The sequence below is a fragment of the Oceaniserpentilla sp. 4NH20-0058 genome (genome assembly GCF_040371755.1).
Taxonomy (GTDB): Bacteria; Pseudomonadota; Gammaproteobacteria; order Pseudomonadales; family Oceanobacteraceae; genus Bermanella.
Genome location: NZ_BAABWE010000002.1, coordinates 77,504 through 102,673 on the forward strand (window position 1 = coordinate 77,504; position 25,170 = coordinate 102,673).

Annotated in this window: 21 protein-coding genes; 5 read left to right on the forward strand and 16 right to left on the reverse strand. The window is 42.0% G+C overall.

All coding sequences use genetic code 11. The features are described 5' to 3' along the window. Positions 1–31: 31 nt before the first annotated feature. The 5 genes from moeA to ABWV45_RS03545 form a co-directional block, all read right to left on the reverse strand. Positions 32–1,267, reverse strand: coding sequence for a molybdopterin molybdotransferase MoeA (gene moeA, locus ABWV45_RS03525; RefSeq protein ID WP_353348746.1), 1,236 nt, complete (start codon positions 1,265–1,267; stop codon positions 32–34). A 276-nt stretch (positions 1,268–1,543) separates the two neighbouring features. Beyond that, the gene (locus ABWV45_RS03530) at positions 1,544–3,328 is read right to left on the reverse strand and encodes an acyl-CoA dehydrogenase C-terminal domain-containing protein (RefSeq protein ID WP_353348748.1); all 1,785 of its coding nucleotides are present in this window, start codon (positions 3,326–3,328) and stop codon (positions 1,544–1,546) included. A gap of 407 nt (positions 3,329–3,735) precedes the next feature. Then, positions 3,736–5,538 carry an acyl-CoA dehydrogenase C-terminal domain-containing protein gene (locus ABWV45_RS03535; RefSeq protein WP_353348750.1) on the reverse strand — a complete coding sequence of 601 codons (1,803 nt, stop codon included), beginning with the start codon at positions 5,536–5,538 and terminating at the stop codon, positions 3,736–3,738. A gap of 370 nt (positions 5,539–5,908) precedes the next feature. Next, a complete protein-coding gene (locus ABWV45_RS03540; RefSeq protein WP_353348752.1) occupies positions 5,909–6,727 on the reverse strand; it encodes a crotonase/enoyl-CoA hydratase family protein in 819 nt (272 codons plus the stop codon). Between the two features lie 63 nt (positions 6,728–6,790). After that, positions 6,791–7,546: a Nif3-like dinuclear metal center hexameric protein gene (locus ABWV45_RS03545; protein WP_353348754.1), complete on the reverse strand. Its 756-nt coding sequence runs from the start codon at positions 7,544–7,546 to the stop codon at positions 6,791–6,793. 53 nt (positions 7,547–7,599) lie between these two features. On the opposite strand from ABWV45_RS03545, the gene ABWV45_RS03550 reads away from it, so the two are divergent. After that, positions 7,600–8,688 carry a trypsin-like peptidase domain-containing protein gene (locus ABWV45_RS03550; protein ID WP_353348756.1) on the forward strand — a complete coding sequence of 363 codons (1,089 nt, stop codon included), beginning with the start codon at positions 7,600–7,602 and terminating at the stop codon, positions 8,686–8,688. Between the two features lie 111 nt (positions 8,689–8,799). Here ABWV45_RS03550 and ABWV45_RS03555 read toward each other — a convergent pair whose 3' ends face one another. Then, positions 8,800–10,536, reverse strand: a complete 1,737-nt coding sequence (locus tag ABWV45_RS03555; protein ID WP_353348758.1) for an aldehyde dehydrogenase family protein — start codon at positions 10,534–10,536, stop codon at positions 8,800–8,802. Between the two features lie 146 nt (positions 10,537–10,682). On the opposite strand from ABWV45_RS03555, the gene ABWV45_RS03560 reads away from it, so the two are divergent. Together ABWV45_RS03560 and ABWV45_RS03565 are read left to right on the forward strand one after the other, a co-directional pair. Continuing rightward, positions 10,683–11,903: a hypothetical protein gene (locus tag ABWV45_RS03560; protein WP_353348760.1), complete on the forward strand. Its 1,221-nt coding sequence runs from the start codon at positions 10,683–10,685 to the stop codon at positions 11,901–11,903. Between the two features lie 24 nt (positions 11,904–11,927). Continuing rightward, positions 11,928–12,932: a DUF6976 family protein gene (locus ABWV45_RS03565; protein WP_353348762.1), complete on the forward strand. Its 1,005-nt coding sequence runs from the start codon at positions 11,928–11,930 to the stop codon at positions 12,930–12,932. Positions 12,933–12,995: 63 nt separating this feature from the next. Here ABWV45_RS03565 and ABWV45_RS03570 read toward each other — a convergent pair whose 3' ends face one another. Both ABWV45_RS03570 and ABWV45_RS03575 read right to left on the reverse strand, forming a co-directional pair. Next, positions 12,996–14,345 carry an aminotransferase gene (locus tag ABWV45_RS03570; RefSeq protein WP_353348764.1) on the reverse strand — a complete coding sequence of 450 codons (1,350 nt, stop codon included), beginning with the start codon at positions 14,343–14,345 and terminating at the stop codon, positions 12,996–12,998. Positions 14,346–14,481: 136 nt separating this feature from the next. Then, entirely contained in the window at positions 14,482–15,957 is a 1,476-nt protein-coding gene (locus ABWV45_RS03575) for an NAD-dependent succinate-semialdehyde dehydrogenase (RefSeq protein ID WP_353348765.1), read from the reverse strand. Positions 15,958–16,092: 135 nt separating this feature from the next. Here ABWV45_RS03575 and ABWV45_RS03580 point away from each other — a divergent pair, with 135 nt between their 5' ends. Both ABWV45_RS03580 and ABWV45_RS03585 read left to right on the forward strand, forming a co-directional pair. Continuing rightward, a complete protein-coding gene (locus ABWV45_RS03580; protein ID WP_353348766.1) occupies positions 16,093–17,034 on the forward strand; it encodes a LysR family transcriptional regulator in 942 nt (313 codons plus the stop codon). Positions 17,035–17,187: 153 nt separating this feature from the next. Continuing rightward, complete coding sequence (locus ABWV45_RS03585) at positions 17,188–18,471, forward strand: NAD(P)/FAD-dependent oxidoreductase (protein WP_353348768.1); 1,284 nt, start codon at positions 17,188–17,190, stop codon at positions 18,469–18,471. Between the two features lie 44 nt (positions 18,472–18,515). On the opposite strand, the gene ABWV45_RS03590 is transcribed toward ABWV45_RS03585, so the two are convergent. The 8 genes from ABWV45_RS03590 to urtB form a co-directional block, all read right to left on the reverse strand. Continuing rightward, on the reverse strand, positions 18,516–18,863 hold the full coding sequence (locus tag ABWV45_RS03590) for a hypothetical protein (protein WP_353348770.1): 348 nt from the start codon (positions 18,861–18,863) through the stop codon (positions 18,516–18,518). A 324-nt stretch (positions 18,864–19,187) separates the two neighbouring features. After that, positions 19,188–19,676: a GNAT family N-acetyltransferase gene (locus ABWV45_RS03595; protein ID WP_353348772.1), complete on the reverse strand. Its 489-nt coding sequence runs from the start codon at positions 19,674–19,676 to the stop codon at positions 19,188–19,190. Between the two features lie 113 nt (positions 19,677–19,789). Further along, on the reverse strand, positions 19,790–20,182 hold the full coding sequence (locus tag ABWV45_RS03600) for an FmdB family zinc ribbon protein (RefSeq protein WP_353348774.1): 393 nt from the start codon (positions 20,180–20,182) through the stop codon (positions 19,790–19,792). Between the two features lie 10 nt (positions 20,183–20,192). Next, positions 20,193–21,422, reverse strand: coding sequence for a formamidase (gene fmdA / locus ABWV45_RS03605; RefSeq protein ID WP_353348776.1), 1,230 nt, complete (start codon positions 21,420–21,422; stop codon positions 20,193–20,195). Positions 21,423–21,469: 47 nt separating this feature from the next. After that, positions 21,470–22,159 (reverse strand): urea ABC transporter ATP-binding subunit UrtE, encoded by a 690-nt coding sequence (gene urtE / locus ABWV45_RS03610; RefSeq protein ID WP_353348778.1) that lies wholly within the window; start codon positions 22,157–22,159, stop codon positions 21,470–21,472. An 11-nt stretch (positions 22,160–22,170) separates the two neighbouring features. Then, positions 22,171–22,923 carry an urea ABC transporter ATP-binding protein UrtD gene (urtD, locus tag ABWV45_RS03615; protein ID WP_353348780.1) on the reverse strand — a complete coding sequence of 251 codons (753 nt, stop codon included), beginning with the start codon at positions 22,921–22,923 and terminating at the stop codon, positions 22,171–22,173. A 32-nt stretch (positions 22,924–22,955) separates the two neighbouring features. Continuing rightward, a complete protein-coding gene (gene urtC / locus ABWV45_RS03620; protein ID WP_353348782.1) occupies positions 22,956–24,110 on the reverse strand; it encodes an urea ABC transporter permease subunit UrtC in 1,155 nt (384 codons plus the stop codon). Between the two features lie 53 nt (positions 24,111–24,163). Beyond that, complete coding sequence (gene urtB / locus ABWV45_RS03625; protein WP_353348784.1) at positions 24,164–25,087, reverse strand: urea ABC transporter permease subunit UrtB; 924 nt, start codon at positions 25,085–25,087, stop codon at positions 24,164–24,166. Positions 25,088–25,170: the final 83 nt, after the last annotated feature.

Sequence of the window (25,170 nt, forward strand, 5' to 3'; positions counted from 1 at the left end):
CCTATCAACAAAGGCACCAAGCGGATCAAGCTCACAACAACAAACGATCAAATGGCTCAATCATGACAGTGTCGCCTGCCTGCACTGAACCCCTATCTTGCTCCAATACTATGTAACAATTTGCGCGGCTCATGGAGGTCAGCATGCCGGAACCTTGGCTCCCCGTAAGCTGCACTATCAACTCACCATGTGCAGTTAATTGATACACTCCTCGTTGAAAATCCATACGCCCCGGTTGTTTACGTATATTGGTAGCAGCTACAGCTTTTAAACGTAAAGGAGGCTGCTGCTCTTGTCCTGAGATTTTTCTTAATAGCGGAATGGCCAATTGATGCAAAGTCACCAATGCGCTAACCGGATTACCCGGTAAGCCAATAAAGTAACTATCTGGCAAAAAGCCAAAGGCAAAAGGCTTGCCCGGTTTGATGGCAAGCTTCCAAAAATAAATACGACCTAATTCCTCTAACACTGTTTTTGTGTAATCGGCTTCACCTACCGAAACACCACCTGATGTAATGACAACATCGGCCCATGCGTCGGCTTGGGTGAAAGCTCTTTTTAACGCATTTATGTCATCTTCAATAATACCAAAGTTCATTAATTCAACGCCAAAGCGCTGTAAAACCGCTCCTACCGTGTAACCATTGCTCTCATAGAACTGACCAATATTTAAAGGCTTCCCCGGCGTTTGTAGCTCATCTCCGGTACTCATGAGCGCAACCTTAATAGGTGCAAACACTGTTACATGGGAAAATCCCAAACTGGCCAATAATCCAATATCAGCTGGTGTTAAGCATCTACCTTTACCTAAAACGATTTGCCCTTGAGCGATATCTTCTCCGGCTCTTCGAATGTTTTCACCCGACCGTACCGCTTTTTCAATGATAATTATATTATCTTGAGTTAAGGTATTTTCTTGCATTACAACCGCATCGCACCCAGCGGGCACCTGCCCTCCGGTCATAATGCGCGCACATTGACCCATACCAATGACACCATCAAATGGATGACCTGCAAACACTTTGGCCACTTGCTCTAACTGTGCACCATTTACAGCGTCTTCTATGCGTACAGCAAAACCATCCATAGCACTGTTATCTGCTGCTGGAATATTTATGTTACTAACGACCGATTTCGATAAAACACGACCTAAGGCTTCCTCAATAGGCAGTGTCGTGGTGCGGGTCATCACCTCAACTTTTGCTAAAAGTTGCCCTAAAGCATCATCAAACGGAGTTAATCCGGGTGTACTGCAGCAATCAGTCATAGCTTTTACACTTTCCATTATTCATTGAGAGCTTTCTAAGTACTCAATTATAGGGTTTTAATCTTCAATACTATTTTGTGTATCTTATCTCAATTAGCACTGTGACGCTTAATCATCTTATCTAATACTCACTGCCTGTGCTTGTAGCTTAAACGGCTTATAACACGCATAAAAAAACCGAACCATTTCTGGTTCGGTTGTTAAATAAGATCAATGGCTAACTATAACTATTAACACCATTGCCCTTGATCAGAGGACAATAAAGTTAATCGCCAATTAGAACTGACCTGCGTCCATTTCATACAAACAATCGGCTCCACCTTTAACGGATTCGCTGAGAGAGATGTAGCGAGGAAGTAGACGCTTAACAAAGAAACGAGCTGTAGCGAGCTTGTTTTCGTAAAAAGGCTCAGAGCCTTTATTCTGTAGTGCTTTTGCCGCCATCATGGCGTACATATAAGCAAAAGAGGTGTAACCAAATACTTGTAGATATTCAACCGATGAGGCTCCAATCTCATTTGGATTATTCTGTGCTTTATCCATCACCCATTCTGTTAGTTCAGTCAGATTGGCCAAAGCGGCTTTAAGCGGGCTAATGAATTCAGACATCGCTTTGTTATCTACCTGCAAAGCAATGAAATCGTTAATTTCTTGCTGATAAATCTTGTAGTGTGCCCCACCGTTTGCCGCAATCTTACGGCCAATCAAATCTAATGATTGAATACCATTGGTACCTTCATAAATTTGAGTAATACGAATATCTCGTACGTGTTGTTCTTGGCCCCACTCACGAATAAAACCATGTCCGCCAAATACCTGCTGCCCAGCCACTGCTGACTCTAACGCTAAATCGGTTAAAAATGCTTTCACCACAGGAGTTAATAATGAAACCATGGCTTCGGCGTTTTGCTTTACTTCTTCATCATCAGAAAATTTAGATAAATCTAACCATTTAGATACATAAGTAGAAAATGCACGAGAACCTTCTGTATTCGCACGCATGATTAACAACATACGACGTACATCCGGATGGACAATAATTGGGTCGGCGGCTTTTTCTGGGAATTGCTTGCCTGTAGGTGCTCGCGACTGTAAACGGTCATTGGCATAGACCACAGCATTTTGATACGAGTTTTCGGCGATGCCTAAACCTTGAATACCTACCGCCACACGCTCGTAATTCATCATGGTGAACATGGCTGCAAGGCCTTTGTTTTCTTCACCCACTAGCCAGCCTTTAGCGCCGTCAAAGTTCATAACACAGGTAGCAGAACCTTTAATACCCATTTTGTGCTCGATTGAACCACAGCCCATTGGGTTACGTTCACCTAACGATCCATCTTCATTAACAAGGAACTTAGGCACTAGGAATAACGAGATACCTTTCGGGCCAGTAGGTGCTCCAGGCAATTTTGCCAGTACAAGGTGAATGATGTTTTCAGCCATATCGTGCTCACCCCAAGTTATGAAAATCTTGGTGCCTGAAATAGCGAATGAGCCGTCTGCATTGGGTTCCGCTTTAGTACGGATAATACCCAAGTCTGTACCGCAATGAGGTTCGGTTAAATCCATGGCACCCGGCCACTGGCCTGAATACATGTTAGGTAGATATTTGTCTTTTAATTCTTGGCTGCCGTGGGCTTTAAGGGATAAACACGCACCGGCCGTAAGCATGGGCAGTAGGCCAAAAGACACGTTTGAGCCTTGAATCATCTCTTCTACTTGGCCAACCAGCATTTTAGGCATACCCATGCCACCAAATTCTGGATCACCACCTAGGGCACCCCAACCCCCTTCGCAGTAGGTTGCATAGGCTTCTTTAAACCCCGGAGGAGCGGTGACTTGACCTTCATGCCATTTAGAACCGTGCTCGTCACCTTCACGGTTAATAGGTGCGATGACTTGTGCAGCAATTTTGCCCGCTTCCTCAAGAACAGCGTCAGCGGTTTCAGGGTCAACGACATCCGCTAAACGTGGGTTTTCAGACCACAATTTTGGAGCGTCGAAAACTTCATTAAGTAGGAAACGCATGTCGCGTAATGGTGCTTGATACTCAGGCATGTTCTATCCTCAAAAAAATACCGCCGTATAAATAATAGTCAGGCCGAATAAATATGAGAGACATTCTACATTATTTAAAAATAAATTCAGATTTATTTATTAAAATCTATCACCTGAGCGACACATAAAACAGTTTATTTCGCAAATCACAGCAAAAAGAAAAGAAGTGAATACAAATTCACACAGTACAGTAAAGCACCCTAAAAGTCATCAATTAGTCACCTATGTGACAATTATAATTCCAACAGGAAATCACCTAGCCACACCCTAAAAGCAATATAAGGCCAACCCCAACCTTATTACGACAAATCCCTCTCCACAAAATCAGCAACCACAAAAAAACCGCAACCCTTACGAATTGCGGTTTTTTTAAACTTAAAACCCTGACCAGCAGGGTTTAAGTCAGATTAGAATGCAAAGTGTTCTGCATCTAGATCCATAAGTGTATCAGCACCCGCTAACATAGTTGCAGCGTGGCCTTTAGTACGAGGCAAAATACGAGTGAAGTAGAAGCGAGCCGTTGTTAGCTTGGCGTTATAGAAAGCCTCTTCAGTTGTACCAGCAGCTAGCGCAACTTGAGCCGCTTTAGCCATTTTAGCCCATAGGTATGCAAATGTTACATAACCAGAGTACATTAGATAATCAACAGAAGCAGAACCTACTTCTTCACGGTCATTCATAGCAGTCATACCAATTTTCATGGTTAGATCGCCCCACTCTTTATTCAATTCAGCAAGCGGCGCAATTAGGTGAGCAAGCTCTGCGTTATCTGCTTCTTCTTTACAGAATTTATGAACCAGTTTGGTGAAACCCTTCAATGACTGACCTTGAGTTGAAAGAACCTTACGACCTAACAAGTCAAGCGCCTGAATACCAGTTGTACCTTCATACAACATAGAGATACGAGTATCACGAACGATTTGCTCCATACCCCATTCAGCAATGAAACCGTGGCCACCAAATACTTGAACACCATGGTTAGCAGCTTCAAAACCAGTTTCAGTGATGAATGCTTTAGCAATTGGCGTTAAGAAACCTAACAACTCATCAGCTTCTTTGCGCGCTGCTTCATCTTCACCTTTATGAACGATGTCGTTTTGCTGAGTCGTTAAATAAACCATTGCACGACCCGCTTCAGCAAATGCCTTTTGAGTTAACAACATTTTACGAACATCAGGGTGAACAATAATTGGATCAGCTGCTTTCTCTGGAGCTTTAGGGCCAGATAGAGAACGCATAGCTAGACGGTCTTTCGCATAGGCTAATGCACCTTGGAATGAGCCTTCAGCTGCCGCAACACCTTGAATAGCTGTACCAATTCGCGCAGTGTTCATGAAAGTAAACATGGCGTTTAGACCTTTATTTTCAGGTCCAATTAGGAAGCCTTTAGCGCCGTCAAAGTTCATTACACACGTAGCATTACCATGAATACCCATTTTATGCTCGATAGAACCACAAGTTACACCATTACGGTCAGCAACTTCGCCACCTTCAACATTGAATTTGGGCACGATGAATAGAGAGATACCTTTAGTACCTTCTGGAGCACCCGGCAGACGCGCTAGTACGATATGCACAATATTATCAGCCATGTCGTGCTCGCCAGCAGAAATAAAGATCTTAGTACCAGAGATTGCGTAAGAACCATCAGCATTTGGCTCAGCTTTGGTTTTAAGAATACCAAGGTCAGAACCACAATGAGGCTCAGTTAGACACATGGTACCTGTCCACTCGCCACTTACTAATTTAGTAAGGTATTCTTCTTTTTGCTCTGGCGTACCCCAAACACTAATAGTGTTCATTGCACCGTGAGAAAGGCCCGGGTACATACCCCAAGACCAGTTCGCCGTACCGATCATTTCAGAAACAACCGTACCTAGAGACTCAGGAAGACCTTGACCGCCAACATCTTCGCTGTGGGTCATTGAAGGCCAGCCGCCTTCTACATACTGCTTGTAAGCTTCTTTAAAGCCAGTAGGCGTTGTTACAGAGGCATCATCATGACGAGTACAGCCTTCGATATCACCACCACGGTTCAATGGTGATAATACATTTTCACAAAATTTAGCGCCTTCATTAATGATGGCATCAACCATATCTGGAGTAGCAACGTCAGCGTACGCAGGTAGATTAGCGTAGTGGCTAGGCATATCTAGCACTTCATCAAGTACGAATTTAATTTCACGTAAGGGAGCTTTATATTCTGGCATGGCAACCTCTTAGCCTACAATCATAGGCCCAAATTGGGCCGTTGGTTATTCATTTAAGCTCGGTAACCGAACTCTCTCAAATTATCTGTCAGCACTTGAAATAGACGAGCTGGCCAGACTTAAACTTCAAACAAGTGTTTGAAACATACGTTTGCAAGTCAATTTTGTCAAGACTTTGCCTGATACTAAGCAATTAAATGCTGATGAAGTATAGTCAGTACAGGGATCTAAGCCATTAAAACAAGCGTTTGAATATTTTACGACAACTATGCAGAGTTGGATTACTAACACTTACGACAAGTTAGTAAAACTCAGCCAATTTGAAGTATGGCTGAGTTTCTACCAATCACATAATGAATACAAATGTATATTATTTGAATGATGTACGATCAAGAAATGCTCGAGGCTCTTTACCCTTCGCTAGGCCATTGGCCATGGCGATCTTCTGATTTTTACGCCCCAATAAACGTAACTGGATTAAACGCTCCCATAACAACGCACCACGAGTGTCTTTTTTCCATGTTTTTTTGAACAGATACTTAGTGGCAGCAACCGCATCTGGGCTTTTTTCGCATATAACTTTGGCTAGCGCTTCGGCATCTTCAAGGGGGTTAGCACTCAACTTACTGATTAAGCCATACTGGGCACCTTCTTCACCACTGAAAAAGCGTCCCGTCATGGTCAGTTCTTGGGCTATGTCCACACGGGTTAAGCGAGACAACGTCGCCATACCGCTCATATCAGGAATCAAGCCCCATTTCATTTCTAAAATAGATAGATTGGCATCCGGCGTGGCGATTCGGTAATCACACCCAAGAATAATCTGCATACCACCGCCAAAGCAGTTGCCGTGTACGGCCGCGATCACAGGCACAGGTAGGTCACGCCAGATATGAGCAACACGCTGAAACATATTATCTTTGCTCCAAGGCAACTTAATAAAGAATTTGGGCATCATCATTGGATTCTTAGCCGCTGAAGCAAAATCCAACCCAGCGCAAAAACTTGGCCCCTCCCCCTTTAATATGACACAACGAATGCTAAGGTCTTTACGGATTTCCTTCGCGGCTGCCACAAGCTGCAGAATCATAGCCTGATCCAAGCCGTTATGTTTTTCAGGACGATTTAAAGAGACATAAGCAATACTATTGCTCACTTCAACAAGTACACGACTTTGAGGCTGGGTCATAATTCTGGCTTATATGAAATAAAGGGGCATTCTAGCTCGCCTTACCTTAAAAAATAAAGGCAACTAGACGGGATTATCTATATCAACAAATAATACATCTAAACCAAATTGCTGAGCTAGGTGCTCTCCCAGTGCTTTGGCACCATACCTTTCTGTGGCGTGATGACCAGCCGCATAAAAGTGCGTGCCTGACTCCCGCGCGTTATGCACACTAGGCTCGTTTATTTCACCAGTAAGGTACGCATCAATTCCTTGGTTTATGGCGTATTGCATATAACTTTGAGCGCCACCGGTACACCAAGCAATGGTTTCGATGATATCGTCTTGCTCACCAATATGCTGAGGCATGCGATTGAGCCTAAGACCAATGTGCTCAAATAGCTCTCCTGCTGTCATAGGTTGAGCTAAACGCCCCACCAGCCCCGGAGTCCCACTATCATTTGGGTCTATAGGCCCTGTCACTTCAAAATCCAATACATCGGCTAACTGCACGTTGTTTCCTAAAGTGGCGTGGCAATCCAACGGCAGATGATAAGCCAGCAATGAAATATCATGTTTAAGCAAGGTTTGAATGCGCTGTTTCTTAATACCTATAATGGCTTCTGGCTCGCCTTTCCAAAAATAACCATGGTGTACCAAGATAGCATCAGCACTTTGTGCTACCGCCGCATCAATTAAATCCTGACACGCCGTGACCCCTGTGATAATACGCTTTATGTCAGGGGAGCCTTCAACTTGCAGGCCATTTGGGCAGTAATCTCGAAATTGATTTACTTGTAGTTCACTATTTAGATAACTGACCAGCTCGTTTAACTTCATATCCCATACTCATTTGCGTAAACTTGCCCCATTCTCGAAGATTTGGTGCTCAGATGCAAAAGCCTGGTTTTATATCTTGGTCAATTATGATGGGACTGGTCATTGCTAGCCTTGCCCTTCATTTTATCCCCAGCAACAATAATGGCTATGAGCCAGTAAAGTCGTATGCCCCTGCGGTGAATAAAGCGGCTCCTGCGGTTGTCAATATATACACAAGTAAAACCATCAACCAGCAAGCCCACCCACTTCTGGCTAATCCGTTTTTCAGGCGCTTTTTTGAGCGGGCACCCGTACCTAAAAGCCGAATTCAAAACAGTTTAGGCTCCGGTGTAATTATTGCCGAACAAGGCTTAATTATTACCAACAACCATGTCATTGCAGATGCCGATGAAATTCTCATCGCCCTAAAAGACGGACGAACGGCTAACGCAAAAGTCATTGGAACCGATCTTGAAACAGACATTGCCCTACTTCAGATTTACCTTAAAGAACTCCCTGTCATTGAGTTCTCTAAAGATAGCAACTTACAAGTGGGTGATATCACCCTAGCCATTGGCAACCCATTTGGTGTAGGACAAACAGTGACCATGGGTATCGTCAGCGCCACGGGACGCAACCAATTAGGTATCACCACCTATGAAGATTTCATTCAAACAGACGCTGCCGTCAATCCCGGAAACTCAGGAGGCGCATTAGTCAATGCCGATGGCAAGCTTGTGGGAATCAATACAGCCATTTACAGCAAGTCTGGCGGAAACCAAGGTATCGGGTTTGCCATCCCTCTGAATCACGCCTTAAGAGTGGTGGACAACCTATTAAAATACGGCCATGTAATTCGTGGCTGGCTCGGATTAGAGACCCAAGAACTGTCTCCGTCTCTTAAAAAAGCATTTGGCCTACCAGACCAACTACAAGGCCAAGTGGTAGTAGGGGTTGTTGATGGCGGCCCAGCGTTTGATGCTGGCTTACTAGAAGGGGATATCGTCACGCACTTTAATGGGAAAGAAGCCAATAAGGGCACTGATACCATGCGCCAAATAGCCAACCTAATGCCCGGAGATAAAATAAAACTAGGGGCAATTCGTAATGGCGAATTTTTAACATTTGAAGCAACCCTAGGTATCCGCTTGCCTAAGCAATAAAATCTGAAATAACAAAAATAAAAATAAAAAAGCCCAGTCGTATCTGACTGGGCTTTTTTGTTTTTAACTCATACTAAATAATTAAAAAAAGCAATACTAAATTATTAGTTTTTAATTATCTGCATACGCAATACGTTTAAAATTCAGCAAGTGCTTATAACTTACATTATCGCTTGTGGCACCACCACCTTGCGTACCACAACCTAATGTCCAAGATAACTGCAATCCATTATTTGCACCAATGCAACCCAAAGTACCCGGACCATTCACCAATACCCGACTAACATCGGAATACTGAGCAAACTGATTCACTAGTTCTTCATTTTCACTATGCATAATCGCAGTGTGGCCTGCACCCTCATCCGACAGAATTGCCTTGGCAAGATCCAAAGCCTGCTGATCATTTTGAATTTTAGTCACCGATAACACTGGCAATAATTTTTCTTTTAATAAAGCTGTTCCATGGGGCTGACGTTCGGTCGCTGCCAAAATTAATTTAACAGGATAGTCGCGCTTAATACCTAATTCATCACACACATCTTGTGCACTTTTTCCCACAAAGCGGCTATCTAATTTATTATTTGAAAATACAACTTCTAATAATGCATTTAATTCAAAGTCATTAAATACCGCCGCACCTGCATTTACAGCCGCCTGCAAAAAATCATCGTAAATACTGACATCAACTAATAGATTATTTTCTGAGCCACATACAATTCCATTATCAAAACTTTTACTGAAAACCACATCTTGAGCTGCTTTTTTTACATCGCAGGTTTTTTCAATCCAAACAGGAGCATTACCTTTACCCACACCAATAGCAGGTGTACCGGATTGATAAGCTGACTTCACCATAGACGGCCCGCCCGTTGCCAAAATAAAGTGCACCCCCTCATGAGCCATAAAGGCTTGAGTTAATGCACGTGAAGATGGCTGTTGCGCAGTTTGCACCAAGTTAACCGGTAAATTATGTTGCTTTAAAACTTTCTGAATAAGCTTAACAGTTTCATTGCCCACATTTTTTGCTTTTCTGTGACTACTAATAATGATGGCATTACGTGACTTAAGTGCAATCAAACATTTAAAGGTTAATGTTTCTACTGGATTAGTCACCGGAATCATAGCAAAAACCACACCCATGCTATTGGCCACTCCCCGAGAACCATCATCAATTTCAATAATACTACCAACACCCGGTTTACCTTTTAAATCTTCGGCAACCGCTAACGTACCCAATTGAATTTTTTGAATTTTATTTTCAAGTACGCCCATGCCGCTTTCCATTATCACCATTTGCGCAAGTTTTTCTGAATGACTATTCACCTCATGTGCAATTGCCATAATCGCTTGATCAATTATTTCCTCGGGTAATGTTTGTATTTCTGCATACGCTTGATTCGCACCACTTACAATAAATTCAACTTCTTTAATGGGTGCTAAATTTAATGCATTATCAACTTGGTTTTGCAAAGAAACGTCAAACTGTTTACTTAATGATTGTAAAATTAACGAATAAAAATCTGGCTGCTCAGTCAGGATTTTTCGCAATTGCAGAATATCCAAGGGAATTACTTCTAAATTTGTTTTTGCAATAAAATTATACGGCAATACCGCACCACTTAAGAGCTCCTTTGCACCAATACAGTCACCATCTTTGAACAAAACAGGTAACTGTGCACGTCGGTCTAGTTCACTATCTTGTACTTCCATCGCAACTTCACCAGATACAATATAAAAACACTGGTGAACGTTACTTCCTTGTTGAATTAAACACTGTTGAGCTGACATAGTTTTATGAATAAAACCACTTAGATAATTCAAAAATGTGTAAGAGTCGATAGTTTTCATCTTTCTTTCCTTAGCAAGAGCGCCACTGCAAACTGTCGGTAACAATCTAATCATATAATACTTGTAAGAACAATTTATTACATTAGAATTAGCTCACAATAATTAAAAAGCATATATGAAATATATTTTTCAAAAAGGAACTAAAAATGGAACGCTTAAACAGGCGTGAGGTAGAGCAAATACTTGGTATTTACCCTCCCTTTAGAATTAAGGATATGATTTTGAACTTAGAGCAAGAAGTGCTTGAAGTTCAAATCGAGGAAACCAATAAAAAAACCCGAAACTTATTTGCGAATACTAAACAGAATACACGCAAAGTACGCTGGCACCATACCAAAACAGGCCGCTTTGATACCGTGATTGAATTACATGCATCAAAAAATGCCTTTTCAAAACACCGAACATTAAATCCTCCTGCTTTTATAGGTCCTGAAAACGCGCAGTACACATATCAACTGCAACAGGCTATTTTGTTAGCGGCTGGAAACTCCCTAAACTCAGAGACCATCCATAGCCTTACAGGAGTTAGTCGCTCTTTAATTAGTCAAATAATTGCAGACAATCAAGAGCACCAGCAAGAAAGTAAAGTTCAAAGCCAATTACCTTTAGAAACCGACCCTATCTGGCGAAATATTATTAAACATGAAGTCAGTTTTAAAACTAACTTCCCTCCATTAAAGTTTTTGATTTCTCGCTTAGAGCTTACTTGTTTTAATAATATAGACGACCCAAGTATCATTCAGGACTCGGTTTCGACACTTCGTCAATTTTTTATTAAAAATCGCACCCAATTAAAAAGCGAGTACGCACAAATCGGGGTTATTGAACAACCTAGAAGTCAGGCGCAAGCAAATCAAACCAGTAGTAATAATAAAAATAAGAAAGTTACATTAACTATCGATCATCCGATCTGGCACAGTATTCTTTCTGGCGAAGTCGATTTATTGTCTAAGAATACCGGCCTTAATTTATATATTGCTCAACTTAAAAACCTATATCGTAAATCCGATATCACACAAACTGAGCAGTTTCAGATATCTAAAGAGCTTTTGTCATACCTGAAAAAGAACATGGCCAAGCTTAAACCCGAATTAATGTCTATTTCTAAAATGGTTCGTCAGTTAAATGAACAATCAACCGAAAAAGAATTGCCTGATAACAACCATAATGTTTGGCAAGACATTGTTCAGGGTCGTATTTTTATTGAATCAAATCAAATGGCGTTAAAACTTTTATTAGTAAAAGCCCGTGCAGCTGAGGATATATCTGAGGGCAGCGAAATGTTACATCAGTATTTTACCAAAAACCTACGCGCATTAACGACCGAAGTTAAACAAATAGAAGAGCACCTAGCCGTTGCGAGCTAGGTGACAAGGATGAAATAAATAAGTATGCCAAATGTATCCATTACCAGCCAACTTCTAGATTTAAACAGCACTATCGAACGTATTGAATCTGGCGAGTTTTTAATTATAGCCGCAGATGAATCTTTACTAGCTCAATTACCAAGCGGTAATTGGATTGGTGGCTCCATCCCATATTTCATGGGTGATAACGGTGGCCTAGTGAGTAAAGAGCACATCTTTGTAAACGCTATCGAAGGATTAAGCGGTGATTCTCAACCGCGTATTACTCCATATGATGCCAAGTCTATTTCACGTATTGCCCAAGATGCCCCTGACAATGGCTTTACCGTTGCGATTATTCCAGCGGGTACTGACGTTCATTCAGAATACGCACAGAATGCACCAAGCTACCAGAACATGTTCTTTTCTCCCTTAATTGGTTGGATTGCAGGTGTTCATTTAGATGAAGTTGAAAGCTCTAAAGCAAAAACCATTTTTGGCCCTGGAGCCATGGCTATGGAAGATAAAGCTGTCGCCATGCATGTCTCTTTACCAACTAATCAACTAGCTAACATTCATATTGTTAACTTATTCGAACAAGGTAACGGCCCTAAAATCAGGTTCACAGAAACAGGCTTTAACGTTAAAACGTGCACAGTTGATGGGGTTGAAACCAACCTTGCAGATTACATTAGCCAAAACAATGTTGATACACGCTTACCATTAGTCGCAGACTACAATGGCATTAATGTAAACGTCTCTATTCAAAGCATTAATGGTGACAATATCGCCCTTTATGCACCCGTTTTTGCTGATATCGAATATCAATTTGCTACACCTGTGCCTGATTATGTTTCAAGCTTTAATCAAGCCATGTCTGGGGAAGCCACGGATAAGTCTGAGTTTGGCGTGAACTGCATTCTTAACTTTTTATACTCCGAACTAGAAGGCAAGCAAACAGGCAAGCTAACTGGGCCAATTACATTTGGTGAAATTGCGTACCAATTACTCAACCAAACCTTGGTTTATATGAGTATTGATAACGCATAAAAAGCTAGACGCTAAAAAATAGAAACCGTTTCCTCAGGAATGAGAAAGCGGTTTTTTTACACTTCAAATTACCAATAAACGTTCCTTTTTTGCATACTCCAACGATTCATCCAGCGCTTTGACTAAAATCTGCATCATTTCATCAATGTGCGCCTTAGTACAAATCAAAGGGGGGCAAAACGCCAATGACGAACCTGCTACTGCGCGGGTAATCATGCCGTGGTTTTGACAAGCTTGCATGGCATAACCGCCCATTACACCACCATTGAAGCTTTGTCCTGTGGTTTTATTGGCCACTAATTCAAGCGCGCCTATCATACCCTCACCGCGCACTTCACCCACTAATGGATGATCTACAAATTTTCGCAATTCACTTTGCAAGTACTTACCCACTTCCGCCGCTTTAGAAAATATATTATCCCGTTCATATATTTCTAGCACTTTTAATGAAACAGCACATGCAACCGGATGCCCCGAATAGGTATAACCATGCCCAAACACCCCAACTTGATTTGAAGACTCGATCATGGCGTCGTACATATCCCCACGAATGACAGATGCACTAATAGGCATATAAGCCGAAGACAGTTGCTTGGCCAATGTCATCATATCTGGCTGAATATTCATGGTAGTTGAGCCAAAGTCATTTCCAGTGCGGCCAAAGCCTGTGATGACTTCATCAGCCCAGAATAAAATATCGTACTTAGCCAAAATAGCTTGGACTTTTTCGTAATACCCTTTTGGCGGCACAATCACTCCACTGGCCCCTGTTATCGGTTCTGCGATAAAAGCGGCAATGGTGTCTGGGCCTTCTTTTAAAATCAGGTTCTCTAAGTTAGTGGTAATGCGTTCAACAAATTGTGCTTCTGTTTCGCCCTGTTGTTTGCCGCGATAATAATGAGGGGCATCGGTGCGAATAATGCCAAGTGCCTCAAAGGGTAAATCAAAGTGTGTGTGATTTGGTGGCAGGCCAGTTAACGATGCCGACGCCACTGTCACCCCATGGTAAGAGCGTTCGCGGGCAATGATTTTAAACTTCTCCGGCTTGCCAATGGCATTGAAGTAATAGCGCAATAATTTGATATGGGTATCGTTGGCATCACTGCCCGAATTACCAAAAAATACTTTGGCATTCTCCACAGGTACCATGGCGGAAATCTTATCTGATAGATCCATGCCCACTTGGTGAGTTTTACCGCCAAACATATGTGAATAAGACAGCTTCGCCATTTGCTCACTGGTAACATCTATAATCTCTTGATTACCGTAACCTAGCGATGTACACCACAGCCCTGCTAGACCCTCTATATAACGCTTGCCTTGATTGTCATACACATACACCCCTTCGCCCTTTTCAATGGTCAGGGTTTCCGTGTGTTTCAAATTGGTCGTCGGATAAATAATGGTACTCATGGCGAACACCTAAAAAGACAGGTTATTAAAGTATAGTTATATAAATATATAGGCCATATGCCTTAAGGGGTAAAACCCATATTTTAGGCATAAAAAAACGGCACCCCTTTCGAGATGCCGTTTTTGTACTTAACTATTAAGCGCCGTGATTACGCGCCATGCCACCCATACATACGTATTTGATTTCTAAGTAATCGTCTAAACCGTATTTAGAACCTTCACGGCCTTGACCAGACTCTTTAACCCCACCAAATGGAATCAATTCAGAGCTGATCATGGTTTCGTTTACGCCCACCATGCCGTAATCGATTTTCTCAGCAACACGCCATACACGGGACAAGTTATCGCTGTAGAAATAAGCCGCTAGACCAAATTCAGTGTCGTTTGCCATATTGATGGCTTCTTCTTCAGTTTTGAACTTGAAGATAGGTGCAACAGGGCCAAAGATTTCTTCACGGAATACGCTCATGGTATCGTCAACATTGGTTAAAATAGTTGGCTCATAGAAGAAACCCGCACCTTCACGTGGCTTACCACCGGTCACTACCGTTGCACCCTTTTCTACAGAGCGCTTAACGATGTCATCGATATCACTTACTGCGTTAGCCGAAACCACAGGGCCGTGAGTACTGGCATCGTCTAAACCATCACCAAAGTTAAATTCATTTACCGCAGCGCTGAAGCGTTTCACAAATTCATCGTAAATACCTTCTTGTACTAAAACGCGGTTTGTACAAATACAGGTTTGCCCAGAGTTACGGAATTTAGAAAGCAATGAACCATTGATGGCGATATCTAAGTCTGCATCATCAAAGATAATCACAGGGGCGTTACCACCTAGCTCCATAGATGTACGCTTAACTGTTTCAGCGCATTGCTTCATTAGGGTTTTACCAACAGGGGTAGAACCAGTAAAGGTTACTTTTGCTACGTCAGGGTTTGAGGTTAGCTCACCACCAATTAATGATGAACGGCGACCAGCAACCACGTTAAAAACGCCATCAGGAATACCCGCTTGCTTAGCAAGCTCTGCCAAGGCTAAAGCAGAAAGAGGGGTTTCAGAACCGGGCTTTAATACGATTGAACAGCCGGCCGCTAGGGCTGGAGCCACTTTACGAGTGATCATGGCGTTCGGGAAGTTCCAAGGGGTGATTGCACCGACCACACCTACAGGCTGCTTGATCACGATACCGCGACGATCCGGTGTACCTTGAATCACATCACCATAAATACGCTTGGCTTCTTCAGAGAACCATTTAATGTAAGACGCGCCGTAGGCCACTTCACCCCGTGATTCAGCCAAAACTTTACCTTGTTCCATCGTCATGATTTTGGCCAAGTCTTCTTGGTTGGCCATCACTAGGTCATACCATTTTTCTAACAATTCAGAGCGCACTTTAGCTGGCTGTTCTTTCCAAGATTCCATGGCTTTTTTCGCCACTGCAATGGCCGCTGCGGTTTCTTCTTGAACGCAGTTTGCCACTTGTGCAATTTCTTCACCGTTAGCAGGATTAAATACAGGGAAGGTTTCGCCACTGTTCGCATCAACCCATTGGCCGTTGATAAAGGCTTGGGTTTGCAACAAGCTTGGATTATTTAGTTCGATGGTCATGGTTTGTTCCTTGGGGCATTAGGCCTATTTTTATGTGGGTGAAGTTATAAAGCACTGTTTCTTTTATTTATATGATGATTTAATAGAACTCACATTTGAATATTCAAATATAAAATATTAGAGAATTTATCTTCTATGGGTCGTAAAAAAGCCGCCATATCGGGCCAATTAGCTGACATAGACCTTAGATTACTGCGGGTTTTCAAGTCTGTGGTCGATGCAGGGGGCTTTACCGCTGCCGAGCTGCAACTTAACTTGGCTAACTCCACTATATCTAACTATATTTCTGACCTCGAAAAACGTTTGGACATGCGCCTATGCGAGCGAGGCCGCAGTGGCTTTAGCCTCACAAGTCACGGGCAAATTGTCTATGATGCCACTTTAGAGCTATTAGGTGCGCTGGACAGCTTTCGAAATAAAGTTAACCAAACCCATAACCGTCTCATAGGCCAGCTCCACTTGGGTTTTGCCGAACATATGCTTGGCAGCCATGACTCCATCATCGTTCAGGCACTTAAGTTATTCTCAAAAGAAGCACCTGACGTCAATATACACATTACCACCATGTCGTCTGATGATGTGACCACCGCTGTACTTGATCAAAAAGTGGACATTGGTATCACAGTCATCACCCAAAATTTTGCCGAACTAAACTGCATTAGCTTATTTGATGAGCAGATGCAGCTGTATTGCGCCGAAGGCCACCCATTATATGATATGGCCGCAAACGAAATTACCCCCGACAAACTCATGGAGTTCAAGTTTGTAGAATCCCCACGACTCATGCCGGGGCGTGAACTACACCCAGACATGCGCAAATGGAACAAACAAGCAAAAGCCCACCACCAAGAAGCCCGAGCGACATTAGTTTTAAGTGGCCACTACTTAGGTATTTTACCGTCCATCTTAATTCGTAACTGGCGCTTAGACACCAAGCTTAAACCTTTGTTATCTGAACTCTATGGTTACAGTAATACTTTTAGCGCCATTTATCGCAGCAACCACTCCAACCAATTGATCATCGAGCAATTTATTAACTCACTTAAACAAACCCAAGCATTACAAGACAGAAAATAAATCCATGCTTTAATAATAAAACATACATCTAAAATCAAAATATACCCTACTGGGTATATCCCAAATGGCTTCCAAGCAGTATTGTTTTAAACAAGGTAACTAATTTCATCTAGTACATATAATTTTAGGCCCGCACTTTCTTTGAGGTACACCATGAGCAAGCCCGAACATACCGCCTCGTACTACGCAGCCTCTGCAAATGACAAGCACATTCGCCCTAGTTTATCCGAACATATTAAAGCCGACATATGTATTATCGGTGCAGGCTTTACGGGCCTTTCCAGCGCCATACATTTAGCCGAAAGCGGTTTTAGCGTCATCGTACTTGAAGCCAAACGAGTGGGCTTTGGCGCGTCAGGACGAAACGGCGGGCAAATTGTGCACAGTTACTCCCGTGATATGGACTTTATAGAAAAGCACTACGGGAAAGAAATAGGCACCGAGATGGGGAAAATGGCATTCGAAGGAGGCCGCATCATTCGCCGCCTAGTCCAAGACTATAATATTGATTGTCACCTAAAAGACGGAGGCATTTTTGCAGCCTGCAATGAAAAGCAACTCAAAGACCTCGAGGATAAAAAAGCCCTTTGGGAATCACATGGCCATGATAACTTAGTGCTTCTTGATAAAACCCAATTAAAAAATCACGTAGGATCAGACCGATATACAGGCGGTTTGTTAGATAAATCCGGCGGGCATTTTCACCCTTTAAATTTAGTACAAGGGGAAGCCGCTGCGGTAGAATCCCTTGGCGGTAAAATTTTTGAAGACTCAGAAGTCATAAAAATAGACGAAGGCAGCAACCCCGTCGTTCACACAAAAAATGGTCAAGTCACTTGTCGCTACTTGATTGTGGCCGGTAATGCTTATTTAGGTGGCCTTGTACCAAAACTTGAAGCTAAAGCCATGCCCTGTGGCACTCAAGTCATTACCACTGAAGTCCTGAGCGAAGCTCAGCAAAAACAATTATTACCACAAGATAATTGTGTAGAAGACTGCAACTACTTATTAGATTACTACCGCCTTTCTAATGAAGGTCGACTCATTTACGGCGGCGGCGTCACTTACGGCGCACGAGAACCCAGCAAGATTAAAAGCATGATTGTGCCCAACATGCTTAAAACCTTCCCGCAATTAAAAAACACCAAAGTGGACTTTGCTTGGACCGGCAACTTTTTGCTAACACTCATGCGCTTACCCCAATTTGGCCGTATAGGTAAAAACATCTACTATGCTCAAGGGTATTCAGGCCATGGTCTTACCAGTACCCATTTAGCAGGTAAAGTATTAAGTGAAGTGATTCAAGGGGATGCAAAACGCTTTGATGTATTTGCGGGCTTACCGCAATATCCATTCCCAGGTGGGCAAACTTTCCGAGTACCGTTTACTGCAATGGGCGCGTTTTATTATAACTTGAAGGATAAGTTGGGAGGTTAAAAAGGGGAGACTTCCCCCCTTATTTAAAATACAAGTCGAGTTGATTAATATAGGTAAACTCTAACGGCTTGGTTACAGATAGCTGTACCTGCGGCATCTTCATTAAAGTCAATTCTAACTGAACGGCGACTTGTTTTTGCAGCCAATAAAATTTCTAGCGCGATTTCAGGCTTTGTAAATTTTGACTTGAATCGAGCAGCCTGACAACCACAAGTTGAATTTTCTTTAGTGTGCTTTAAATAGGCAAAAACGTTACCAGATTCACTATCTAAACCGACCAGCCCTAATTGTGAATTGTAATGTGAAATGTGAACATCTTCAGAACAGAAGGCAAAAGCACCCTGAGATGCAGCAAAAAGTCCTAAAATAAATAAGCTTTTAAGTAGTTTCATTGAAAATCCTTTTATGTTGTTTGGATATTATTTTTCATAAATAGAGTAATTCTATAAAATCCATCACAGTTTAAAATAACTATTCATGGAAATACAGACTTAATAAATTATTTCCTATACATGATAAAAATATTTTCAATGCCAATAAATATTTAGATCGATATTTAATCACCTTACATGTAGCGTGCTAAGTATATACTTCAAAGGATAGCTGATTACTTTATATACAAAAAGCTTATTTGTTAGATATATAAGTCAATATTCTGTTGAGCAATTTTCGTGCATGACAATATTGTATTATTACCTAAAGGGTAAATTGGTTTTTTAGTCTCGGGGGAAATTCCAATCTTGCTTGAGTAGCACATAACGGATAAAGGTTTTATCATCCACCACACGCTCATCTAATTGCTTAAAACCCAGTTTTAACAAGCCCTTTACTCTAGTGCGCATGGGTGGAAACAAAACCGTCACTTGATCAAAGTTCATTTCGGTAAATGCTTTTTCAATAATTTGTACGGTTAGTGTTTTTCCTATACCCCAATATTTTGGGTGCAGCACTAATGCTAAGTCCGGCATACCGAACTCGGGTTGTAAGCCGCCCCAAGCAGCAAATTCACTATCTACCACAAACGCCCAAGGGCCGTAACCATGCTCTTGCCACATTTGCGTTTTTGCATGTACGAATTTTTGGCAATCTTGTAAATTGAAATCATCAAAGGTGAGTGGTATCTGGCGACGAACTAACGGGTTATTCATTAGCGCGATAATATCTTGAGGGTCTACTTGATCGAGCTGTTGAAATTGAATATCCATGAATAGCCTCCTTGAATTCATCTAGCGTAGAGTGAATTCATGATAGCTTAATTCCCATAAAAAAGGCCCCTTACGAGGCCAATAAAATCTGGGGGCTATTATGGTTATTGATTCTAGTGACTGATCATCCACGGACGCTGAGAAGGAAACACCTTGCTGCCATCCGGTAGGAAGATCACCTGTTGTTTTAAGGCGCTGTATTCCGGTTTATGTTCAGAACAACCGCAGCCCCCTTTGTGCCCTTTTTTCTGCGCAAAGCTGCGCTTATCATCAGCTTCGAGCCGAGATTCATTAGTAGAAAAAATGGGCTCGTGCAGAGCTTTTTCATTTTTCTCCATGGCTTTTTTCTGGTTTGGTGCCATTTTTATAATATCTGGCGATATCATAATAATACGAGCGCTCACCGTGCCACACTGTGGACACTTGCAAGGTAAGGCTGATTTATCCATGGCTTGTAGTTCATGGAATACTCCATGTTTGGGACACTTATAATCGTATAACGGCATTAGAACCCCCTTATTTATCTTTAGATAATGGAAGATCGATACTGCCATCCAATTCTACCTTCGGCCCATCTGCATTGGGTTGAACGTCAAAATCAAAAATATCCGTTGGCAACCAAACCGTGGCACAAGCATTTGGTATATCCACCACACCACTAATATGGCCTTGTACTGGCGCACAACCTAAAATAGCGTAAGCTTGAGCTTTGGAATAACCAAACTTAGTTAAATAGTTAATGGCATTCAAACACGCTTGGCGATACGCCACATGCACATCTAAATAATGGTTGGTGCCTTCTTCATCTACCGAAATCCCTTCGAAGATTAAGTAATCATCGTATTTTGGTGTGATTGGGCTTGGCTTAAAGATTGGGTTTTTAATGGCGTATTTTTCCATACCACCTTTGATTAGGTTCACACGTAAGTGAATCCAACCGGCCATCTCAATTGCACCACAGAATGTGATTTCCCCATCACCTTGGCTAAAATGTAAATCACCCACACTTAAACCAGCTTCTTTTACATAAACTGGGAAGTACACTTTCGCACCACGTGATAAATCTTTAATGTCACAGTTACCACCATGTTCACGTGGCGGTACAGTACGGGCACCTTCAGCTGCTGCTGCATCCCGAGCATCACCCGTCATGCGGCCCATGTGTGCGGTATCGGCATACGGTAAGGTTGCTAATTCTGGTACGCGTTCAGGTTCGGTATCGAATAATTCTTTTTCACGCTTATTCCATTCGTCCAGCATTTCACGGGATGGTAAGCAGCCAATTAAACCGGGGTGAATTAAACCGGCGAACTCCACACCGGGAATATGGCGAGAGCTAGTGAACATGCCTTTAAAATCCCAAATGGATTTTTGCGCTTCTGGGAAATGCTCGGTTAAAAAGCCACCACCGTTTTGTTTTGAAAAGAAGCCATTAAAACCCCACTGGCTATCATCAAACGTACCGATATCTAAAATATCAACTTCTAATAAGTCACCGGGCTCGGCTCCTTCAATAGCAACAGGGCCAGACAAAAAATGTACTTTTGTTAAATCCACATCACGTACATCATCGGCGCAGTCATCATTTTTAATTTGACCACCGGTCCAATCCATACATTCAATGATAAAATCATCACCGGGTTTAACTTTTTCAACCATGGGTATGTCTGGGTGCCAGCGATTATGAATTTTATCGTTATCATAGGCCGACCCTTTTAGATCTACTTTTATGATTGTCTCAGTCATGTCAGGCTCCTTTATATCACCTAGTTTTAAAATATTTGTTTATGCTATTACACAGATAAGTATTGTTTAATTTTACTTTGATCAACGTTTTCACGTAGATCCTCATGAATGAAGGTTCCTTTATCAATCACAATAATGCGATCCGCCACCGCCATGGTGAAACTCAAGACTTGCTCAGACACAATAATAGTAATGTCGCGCATTTTTTTAATTTCATTTAGTACGTTGGCAATGTCTTTTATTATGGATGGCTGTATCCCTTCTGTAGGTTCATCCAATAATAAAACTTTAGGATTGGTCACTAACGCTCGGGCAATGGCTAATTGCTGTTGCTGACCACCAGATAGATTCCCCCCTTTGCGGTGGCGCATTTCAAATAAAACAGGGAAAAGCGCATATATCTCGTCTGGAATTTTTTTCATCTTGGATACTTCCATGCCAGTTTCGATGTTCTCTTGCACCGTCAGCGATGGGAAAATCATGCGGCCTTGTGGCACATAGGCAATGCCGTTTTCAACTCGTTGAAAACTTTCACAGTCTGTCACATCCACACCGTCAACACTGATGGCACCATCACTCAATGGCAGTACACCAATAAGTGATTTGAAAAGTGTGGTTTTGCCCATACCATTACGACCCATGATGGCCAGAGTTTCATTTTTAGGTACATCAAAGTTCAAACCATGTATCACTTCACTTTGGCCATAGCTAACTTTTAAATCGGATACGCTTAACATACATTCACCTCTTAATGGCCCAAATACACTTCGATTACTTTTGGATCGTGTTGCACTGCATCCATATCGCCCGTTGCCAAAATCTTCCCTTGGTGCAATACCGTTACCTTGTGAGCAATTTGTGCAACAAATTCCATGTCGTGTTCAATCACGAGTACAGATCGACCTTGGCTGATCTTGTTCAGTAACTCGGCAGTTTGTTCGCGCTCTTTCACACTCATGCCTGCAACTGGCTCATCTAACATCAAAAGCTGTGGGTCTTGTATTAACAACATGCCAATCTCTAACCACTGTTTTTGACCATGACTTAATAAACCCGCCTCAGTTTCTAAATCATCAAACAACATGATTTCTTTGGCTATTTCATGAATCTTTTCCAGTACCGTTTCGGTACGTTTAAAAAATAATGAACCAAATACACTGCGACCTACCGGGTAAGAAACCTCTAAGTTTTCTAAAACCGTTAAGTTTTCATATATGGAAGGGGTTTGAAATTTTCGACCAACACCCGCACGCACAATAGAATGTTCGTTTAATTCCGTTAATTCCTTATTTAAAAATTTAATACTGCCGGATGTGGCTTTGGTTTTACCGCAGATCAAATCCAACACGGTGGTTTTACCGGCCCCATTTGGCCCGATAACGACATGCAGCTCATTTTTGTCTAAATAAAAATTTAAGCTGTCCACCGCTTTAAACCCATCAAACGAAACCGTTAAATCTTCAATGGCTAAGGTGTAATCTGTATTGGTTGTTAAACTCATAATTTGCTCCTAATTCGTTAAAAACTCGAACCCTAGTGACTAGAGTCCTGTATTTTTTGTGGAACCAGGGTTTGTTTGATTTTGTTATAACCGGTTTTAACAAAACCCAAACGATTCGTAATGTGGTGGCTATAGTCGTTCCAAATACCAGCTAGGCCATTCGGGAAGAACATCACAACAGCAATGAATAAACCGCCCATTAAGAACAACCATAATTCAGGGAAAGATTCTGAAAATGTGGTTTTACCAAAGTTAATGAGTAAGGTGCCATAAACTGCACCGATCAAAGACATACGCCCACCCACTGCGGCAAAGATCACCATTTCAATAGAAGGCACTATCCCCACAAACGAAGGAGACATAAAGCCAACTTGTAACGTGAACATAGCACCGCCAATGGCTGAAATAAGCGCTGCAAAACAAAAGATGAAGATCTTAAAGTTACCCACGTCATAACCTGAGAAACGCACACGATCTTCTTTATCGCGAATGGCTAAAAGTAAATGACCAAATTTACTGTTTAGTATCAAGCGTGAGACAACAATCACACCAAGCAATAAGCCTGCATTAATAAAGTAAAAAATATACTTGGCACTATCGGATGTAATATCCCAACCATTTAAAGTCCGTAAATCCGTAATACCATTGATACCACCGGTTAAACCCTGCTGGCCTACAATCAGTACGGTTAAGATAACGGCAATTACTTGAGTAATAATCGCAAAGTAAACACCACCCACTCGACGCTTAAACATGGCAGCACCAATGATGTAAGCGAACAGGGCTGGTAAGGTTAAAATTGCAATAATTGTAAAAGTAAAACTGGTGAACGGTTCCCAAAACCAGGGAAGCTCGGTGAGCTGATTCCAATCCATAAAATCAGGAATACCTGGAGTCGATTGAATCGTCGTGTTTTCTGGGGATGATGCCTCTAGTTTAAGAAACATGGCCATACCATAACCACCTAAACCAAAGAAAATTCCTTGACCTAAGCTTAACGTACCACCATAACCCCACAACAAAACCAAGCTCACTGCGGCGAAGGCATAGGTTAAATATTTACCCACTAAATTTAGACGAAATGCATCTAGAAATAGCGGAAATATAATCAGTATCACTGCGGCTAGGATAAGCAAATGGGCGGTGCCGTTTTTGCCTCCTAGTATTTTTTCGTAAAAGAAACTCATAACATTCTCCAAAACATCTTAATAACCATTCAATTTATATTTCTATTTACGATTTAGCGTCGCACCTTGCTGGCAAATAGACCTTCTGGTTTAAACATCAAAATTATCACCAGTGTTAATAAGGTATAAACCTTAGCCATCGAGCCACTGATAAAGAATTCAAGAATGGATTGCGCTTGGGCAATAGAAAATGCTGAGGCAATGGTGCCAAATAAGCTGGCCGCGCCACCAAATACTACAACCATGAATGTATCAACTATGTATAACGTACCGGTTGTTGGACCAGTCGATGCGATAGTGGTAAATGCGGCACCGGCAATACCAGCAATACCGCAACCTAGTGCAAAGGTGTAACGGTCTACCTTTTTGGTATTAATACCAACTGCACCGCTCATCTCACGATTTTGAGTAGTTGCACGTACACGCAATCCCCAATTTGATTTAAACATGAGATAAAAAACACCAAGGGTGACAACAATGGTTAAACCCAAAACAAACATGCCGTTAATGGGTATATCAATCATTTCAGTTGGTTGTACTGAGCCCATTAACCAATCAGGCAATGTTGGGCTAACTTCCCGTGCGCCAAATACGCTACGGAAAGTTTGTTGCATGATAAGGCTTAAACCCCAAGTGGCTAAAAGCGTATCTAATGGGCGCGAGTAGAGATGCCGTATCAATATAAATTCTGCAAAGTAACCGAGTATCCCGGCCACAAAAAAGGCGACCACGATGGCTACGACAAAGTAATAATCTAAAAAAGAAGGGAAGTAAGCTTCTGTGAAAGTTGATAAAAAATAAGTGGTATAGGCGCCTACCGCCATAAACTCACCATGGGCCATATTAATTACGCCCATTTGACCAAAGATAATGGCAAGACCAAGTGCCATTAATAGAAGTACTGAAAACAAACTGATGCCCGCGAAGCCTTGCATGGCGAATATTGCGCCCAGTTCGCTGGTTGTATAGCCATCCATATTAATTCCTCTTATCAGAACCCAAAAAAAATAACTGGGAAATGAAACGTCTAAGCCGCAAAATGCGATTTAATGTTTGATGC